At 73.0% G+C, this 5,751-nt stretch carries 6 protein-coding genes; 4 read left to right on the forward strand and 2 right to left on the reverse strand.

All coding sequences use genetic code 11. The features are described from left to right. The coding region (locus PROKR_RS23820) for an MFS transporter (protein WP_036968534.1) at positions 1 to 487 on the reverse strand (487 nt) is incomplete at its 3' end. A 44-nt stretch (positions 488 to 531) separates the two neighbouring features. Further along, a complete protein-coding gene (locus PROKR_RS23825; RefSeq protein ID WP_036968537.1) occupies positions 532 to 1,521 on the reverse strand; it encodes a malate dehydrogenase in 990 nt (329 codons plus the stop codon). 209 nt (positions 1,522 to 1,730) lie between these two features. On the opposite strand from PROKR_RS23825, the gene PROKR_RS23830 reads away from it, so the two are divergent. From PROKR_RS23830 to PROKR_RS30985, 4 genes are all read left to right on the forward strand, one after another. Further along, positions 1,731 to 2,717 (forward strand): MIP/aquaporin family protein, encoded by a 987-nt coding sequence (locus PROKR_RS23830; RefSeq protein ID WP_051433292.1) that lies wholly within the window; start codon positions 1,731 to 1,733, stop codon positions 2,715 to 2,717. Between the two features lie 168 nt (positions 2,718 to 2,885). After that, positions 2,886 to 3,626 (forward strand): septum formation family protein, encoded by a 741-nt coding sequence (locus tag PROKR_RS23835; RefSeq protein ID WP_157602607.1) that lies wholly within the window; start codon positions 2,886 to 2,888, stop codon positions 3,624 to 3,626. Then, entirely contained in the window at positions 3,626 to 4,507 is an 882-nt protein-coding gene (locus tag PROKR_RS23840; protein ID WP_036968543.1) for a septum formation family protein, read from the forward strand. Before PROKR_RS23835 ends, PROKR_RS23840 begins: the two co-directional genes overlap by 1 nt. A gap of 53 nt (positions 4,508 to 4,560) precedes the next feature. Continuing rightward, positions 4,561 to 5,715 (forward strand): septum formation family protein, encoded by a 1,155-nt coding sequence (locus PROKR_RS30985; RefSeq protein ID WP_051433293.1) that lies wholly within the window; start codon positions 4,561 to 4,563, stop codon positions 5,713 to 5,715. The last annotated feature ends 36 nt before the right edge of the window (positions 5,716 to 5,751 follow it).

Raw genomic sequence — 5,751 nt, forward strand, 5'->3', positions numbered from 1 at the left:
CGCCGAGCGCCGTCGTCAGCGCGCCGCCGACAGCCGGCCCGGACGCCTGGGCGACGGCGCCCGTCTGGTCGAGCCGGGCGTTGGCGCGGACCAGGGAACCGCGGGGTACGAGGCGGGGTACGAACGACTGCGACGCGGCGTCGTTGAGCAGCGAGGCCAGGCCGAGCACCGCCATCAACCCGGCGAGCACGGGAATGTCCAGCGCCCCGGCCCACCAGAGCAGGGGCACCGAACCGAGCAGGAGCCCCCGGATCAGGTCGGTGGTGACCAGGAGCGGCCGGCGCCGCCAGCGGTCCACCACCGCGCCCAGGAACAGGCCGAGGACGAGGTACGGAACCCAGCGGGCCGCGTTGACGACGCCCAGCTCGGTGGCGCTCGCCCCGAGCGTGACGACGACGAGCACCTGGAGCGCGACGGTCGTGACGTACGTGCCCAGCTCGGACACGGCCTCGCCCGCCCAGAACCATCCGAAAGCGCGGCCGAGCACGCGGCGTCCCCCTTCGTCGGTCGTGGGCGGGCTGACGGGCCGGGTCAGATCAGACCGAGCGCCCGGACCGCGTCGCGCTCCTCGGCGAGCTCCGCCACGCTGGCGTCGATCCGGCCGCGGGAGAACTCGTCGATGTCAAGGCCCTCGACGATCTTCCACTCCCCCGTGCCGTCGGACGTCACGGGGAACGACGAGACGAGCCCCTCGGGCACGCCGTACTCGCCGGAGGACCAGATACCGGCGGAGGTCCAGTCGCCCTCGGGGGTGCCGTGCGTCCAGTCGCGCACGTGCGCGATCGCCGCGTTGGCCGCCGACGCCGCCGACGACGCCCCGCGCGCCTGGATGATCGCGGCGCCGCGCTTGGCGACGGTCGGGATGAAGTCGTCGGTGAGCCAGGCCGTGTCGCCCGCGACGTCGGCGCCGGGGCGGCCGCCGACCTCGGCGCGGAACAGGTCGGGGTACTGGGAGGCCGAGTGGTTGCCCCAGATGGTGAGCCGCCTGATCTCGGACACCGGGGTCCCGGTCTTGGCCGCGACCTGCGAGAGCGCCCGGTTGTGGTCCAGGCGGGTCATCGCGGTGAACCGCGTGGCCGGCACGTCGGGGGCGTTCGAGGCCGCGATGAGCGCGTTGGTGTTGGCGGGGTTGCCGACCACGAGCACGCGGACGTCGTCGGATGCGCCGTCGTTGATCGCCCGGCCCTGGGGGCCGAAGATGCCGCCGTTGGCCTCGAGCAGGTCGGCGCGCTCCATCCCGGCGCCGCGCGGGCGGGCGCCGACGAGCAGGGCGACGTTGACGCCGTCGAACGCCTTGACCGGGTCGTCGAAGATGTCGACGCCGGCCAGGTTCGGGAAGGCGCAGTCGTCGAGCTCCATGGCTGTGCCCTCCGCGGCCCCGACGGCCTGCGGGATCTCGAGGAGTCGGAGCCGTACTGGCGTGTCCGCGCCGAGCATCTCGCCCGCAGCTATGCGAAAGAGGAGCGCATACCCGATCTGGCCAGCGGCTCCGGTGACGGTGACATTCACGGGTTCAGTCATGACCCCACTCTTGCATCGACCGGCCCGCCTCGCCCAGCCCCTGAGCCGATCTGTGTCTTGCCTGGTACCGGCACCCGAGTACGGTGAAGAAAATACCCGCGCGTATTCAGGTTTTGCCCAGGCGGGTAATGGCAGGATGTGCGCGACATCGCACTGCACGCCGCCATGACGCGCACCGAGAAGGTGTGCCACTGAAAGGAACAGACTTCATGTCCCAGGACCTCGCCGCGACCAGCGGCGTCACCGAGGTCGAGGAGCGGTCGCCCAGCCTGCTCTCCCGCCTGCTCGCCGAGACCTTCGGCACGTTCCTGCTGACGCTCGTGATCGTGGGTGTGCTCGTCTACAGCCCGCTGAACACGGTGGGTGGGCTCGGCGTGGCCCTCGGCGGGGCCTTCGCCTACATCGCGGGTGCCGCGACCGTCGGCCGCGTCTCGGGTGCGCACTTCAACCCGGCGATCTCGCTGGGCTCCTGGCTCAGCGGCCGCATCACGGTCAGCGCCATGTTCAGCTACTGGGGCGCGCAGCTCGTGGGCGCGATCCTGGCCGCCGCCGTGCTGTTCGCGACCGTCCCGCAGCCGCTGCTCGCGCTGCTCGGCAAGGAGAACACCCCCGACGCCTTCGACGCCGCCGTCAACGGCTTCGCGACGCACTCCCCGCTCTACCTGCAGACGCAGGGCCAGGCCCAGTTCGACTGGCTGCCGGCGCTCCTGGTCGAGGTCATCATCTCGGCGATCCTCGTGGGCGTGTACCTGGGCGTCAACGACCGCCGCAGCCGCATCGCCTACGCCCCGGTCGCAGTGGGCAGCGCCATCGCCGCCCTGACCCTGGTGTCGTGGTTCGTCACCAACGCCGGCATGAACCCGGCCCGTTCGACCGCCGCCGCGCTGTTCGCGAACGACTGGGGCGGCGACGGCTCCGGCCGTCAGCTCTGGCTGTTCTGGCTGGCCCCGCTGGTCGGCGCCGCGCTCGCCGCGCTGTTCTACCGTGCCTTCGCCTCCGTCGAGCCCGAGGAGCTCGAGCTCGACGAGATCGACGAGGAGGACGACGACGAGGCGACCACGGTCGTGGTCGTCGCCGAGGAGCCCGCCCCGGTCGCCGCCGTCCCCGCGTCCGCCGCCACGGAGGAGCCCGCGGAGAAGGCCGCCGAGGCAGAGCCGGCCGCCGAGCCGGAGAAGAAGAGCGACGAGAAGGCCTGACCGCTCGCCGCACCCGCACGACGCCGGGGCCGCACCTTCCGTAGGGGAGGTGCGGCCCCGGCGTCGTGCGGGCACGATGTCGCGTGCCCGGCGGGCCCGCGGGTGAAGTCGGCTTACGAAACGATCACGCCACCCGGGCGGCGGCGAATCACCTGATAGAGATCAGCGGTGACCATCCCCGCACCAGCTCCTCGGGTGCCCCTGCACCGTGGCTGGATCACCGCCTGCGCGATCCTCTTCTGGCCGCTCGCGCTCGCCGCCGTGCTCGCCGCCAACCGGGCGGCGCGCGCCGTCGGCGCCGGCGACACCACGACCGCCACCCGGGAGGGGGAGACCGCACGCAGCCGCGCCCGGCTCGGGGTGCTGATCGGCTCGATCTGGACGGCGCTCGCCCTCGCGGTCGACGTCACGCTCGTCGTGCTCGGCCTGCACCACGGGCCGGGCATCCTCGACCAGGCCGGCCTCAGGACGGAGGCGGCGGCACCGGTCGCCGAGTCGTACCGCACGCCCGCGGCGCCGGAGCGGGAGCCGATCTCGGTGGACCCGCTCGACCTGCAGACCGGCGACTGCTTCATGTCACCTGACTGGGACTCGTCCTGGGCGGGTATCGACGTCATCCCCTGCAGCCGGCTGCACGACGGGCTGGTGATCGACGTGGTCGATCACCAGCAGACGGAGTTTCCCGGCACCGCGGCCCTCGAGGACGACTTCTGGTACGACTGCTGGTCCCGGTACGAGTCCTACTCGGGGCGAGCAGCCGTGGACAGCTCCCCCGTGTGGTCCTTCCAGCCCACCCAGGAGGACTGGCTGGCGGGCGACCGCACGAGCGTGTGCTTCATCGAGGCGCTGTACCCCGTCGAAGGTGAGTTCTCGGCACACCCGCAGGTCTTCGAACTGAAGGGCAGCTGATGAGCAACCACGACCTGCCGCCGCTGGTACCGCCGGGCGGGCCGGCGACCACGCCGCCACAGCAGCACGAGACCCGCTCGCCCCACGTTCCGGACCCGTACGCCCCGCTCCCGCTGCGCACCGGCAACCGCGTGCCCGGCCCGGCCACACCTCTGCCGGCACTCCGGCACGTGGCCGAGCCGTCCACCGGAGCGGGCTGGACCGTGGTCGCACTGCTGAGCTGGTGGCCGTTCGGCATCGCGGCCTACCCGCACACCCAGCGCGCGACGGCGGCCCTGGCCGCGGGCGACCGCGGGCAGGCCACCACGGAGGGAGCGAAGGCACGCAGGGTCGGGATCGCCGCCCTCGTGTTCGCGATCGTGCTCGCCTGCGCAACGCTGGTCGCGACCATGGTGGGGCTCTTCGCGCTGGCCTTCTGGGCCGAGTCGCAGCCCGACAAGACGGAGTCGGGGACGAGCTACGCCGCCGACGACGGCGCCGGGTCGGGTCCGGCCGACGGGACCAGCGTGTGGGAGCTGCGCGAGGGCGACTGCTACCTCACCGACGACCTGACCGACGTGGTGCGGACCGTCGCGGTCGTGCCGTGCGACGAGCCGCACGGCGGCGAGGTGTACGACATCACGTACGTGGCCGACAAGGCGCTGACCAAGAACGAGGACGGCAGCTATCCGGACTACCCGGGCGACGCGTGGATGGCGGACTACGCCGACGAGGTCTGCCGCGCCGAGCTCGAGGACCAGACCGCGGCTCCGGTGGAGCGGTCGGGGCTGCACCACTGGCACATGGCTCCGGACGCGTGGGACTGGCGCGGGATGGACCGGCGGATCGCGTGCCTCGTCGAGTCCGACACCGCCCTGACCGGTCGGCTCGGGAGCCGGTAGGGAACAGTGCCCGTCTTCCACCTCGAAACCTCCCCCCGCTACGATCCCGCATCATGGCCGACACCACGCAGAACCCCCGCGCCGCCAGCAAGCCCGACGGCACGGATCCGCAGGTGACGGAACCGGCCGGCGAGAAGAAGGAGACAGCGACCGGATCGGCCGGGCAGACGGAGGCCGAGGCGACGGCGACCGACCCGGTCGAGACCCCGGTGGACGGGCCGGCCGGCGACGATACGGACGAGGACGCCGTCGGCGACGAGCCCGCTCCCGCCGACGTACCGGACGACGACGAGGGCGCCGACCCGAACGAGCTCCCCTACCCGACCCGCACCGGCTGGGTGGTCGCGGCGTTCCTGCTCTTCTGGCCGCTCGCGATCCCCGCGCTCGTGCACTCGATGCGCACCGCCGAGGCCAACGGCACGGGCAACGTGCGCCGCGCGAAGAAGTCGTCGGTGCGTACCCTCGACTTCTCCCTCGGCGCGGTCACCGTAGGCGTGCTCGCCGTCGTCGGCCTGTGGATCGCGGTCGCGGCGGCCCCGACCTACGCGTCGTCGCTGCCGCCCGGGCTGGTCTCGACCGCGAAGTCGTTCGTGCCGCCGGCCCTGGCGGGCCCGCTCGGCATCACGCTGCCCGACGACGGACCCGCGCTCACCGCGCCGACGTCGTCCCCGAGCCCGACCCTCGACCCGTACGCGACGACGGACCCGTATGCGGACCCCTACGCCGAGGACCCGGCCGACGGCCTGGAGCCGCTGCCGACGCAGGAGGCCGGCGGGCAGGTCGCGCCGTCCGAGGAGCCGACGCCGGACGCGGACACCGCGGCGACCGCCGGGGCCGAGATCCCCGACCTGCAGGTGGGCGACTGCATCGACACCGCCGCGACGTCGGGCCAGACCACGCTGTACCGGATCCCGGTGGTGCCCTGCACGACCGCGCACGGCGGCGAGATCTACGCGGAGACGACGGCGGAGGACAGCCTCGCGAAGGACGGCGAGGCCCCCACGCAGCAGGCGCTGTGGGACGCCGCCGACGCCTTCTGCTACCCGCAGTTCACAAAGTACGTGGGACTGCAGTGGGCCCGGTCCGAGCTGCTCTACTGGCCGATCGCGCCGTCGGAGGAGAGCTGGGCCGAGGGCGACCGGCGCATCCTGTGCGTGGTCGAGTCGGAGCAGCCCGTGACGGGCTCGCTGGAGGGCGCGGACCGCTGACGGCGGCCGCGCCACGGGCGGGGTGGGCCTCCCCGC

This window comes from Promicromonospora kroppenstedtii DSM 19349 (genome assembly GCF_000515355.1).
Taxonomy (GTDB): Bacteria; Actinomycetota; Actinomycetes; order Actinomycetales; family Cellulomonadaceae; genus Promicromonospora; species Promicromonospora kroppenstedtii.

Coding starts and splice junctions, on each gene's coding strand:
- PROKR_RS30985 (WP_051433293.1), top strand. CDS start 4,561: ATGGCCGACACCACGCAGAACCCCCGCGCCGCCAGCAAGCCCGACGGC.
- PROKR_RS23830 (WP_051433292.1), top strand. CDS start 1,731: ATGTCCCAGGACCTCGCCGCGACCAGCGGCGTCACCGAGGTCGAGGAG.
- PROKR_RS23840 (WP_036968543.1), top strand. CDS start 3,626: ATGAGCAACCACGACCTGCCGCCGCTGGTACCGCCGGGCGGGCCGGCG.
- PROKR_RS23825 (WP_036968537.1), bottom strand. CDS start 1,521: ATGACTGAACCCGTGAATGTCACCGTCACCGGAGCCGCTGGCCAGATC.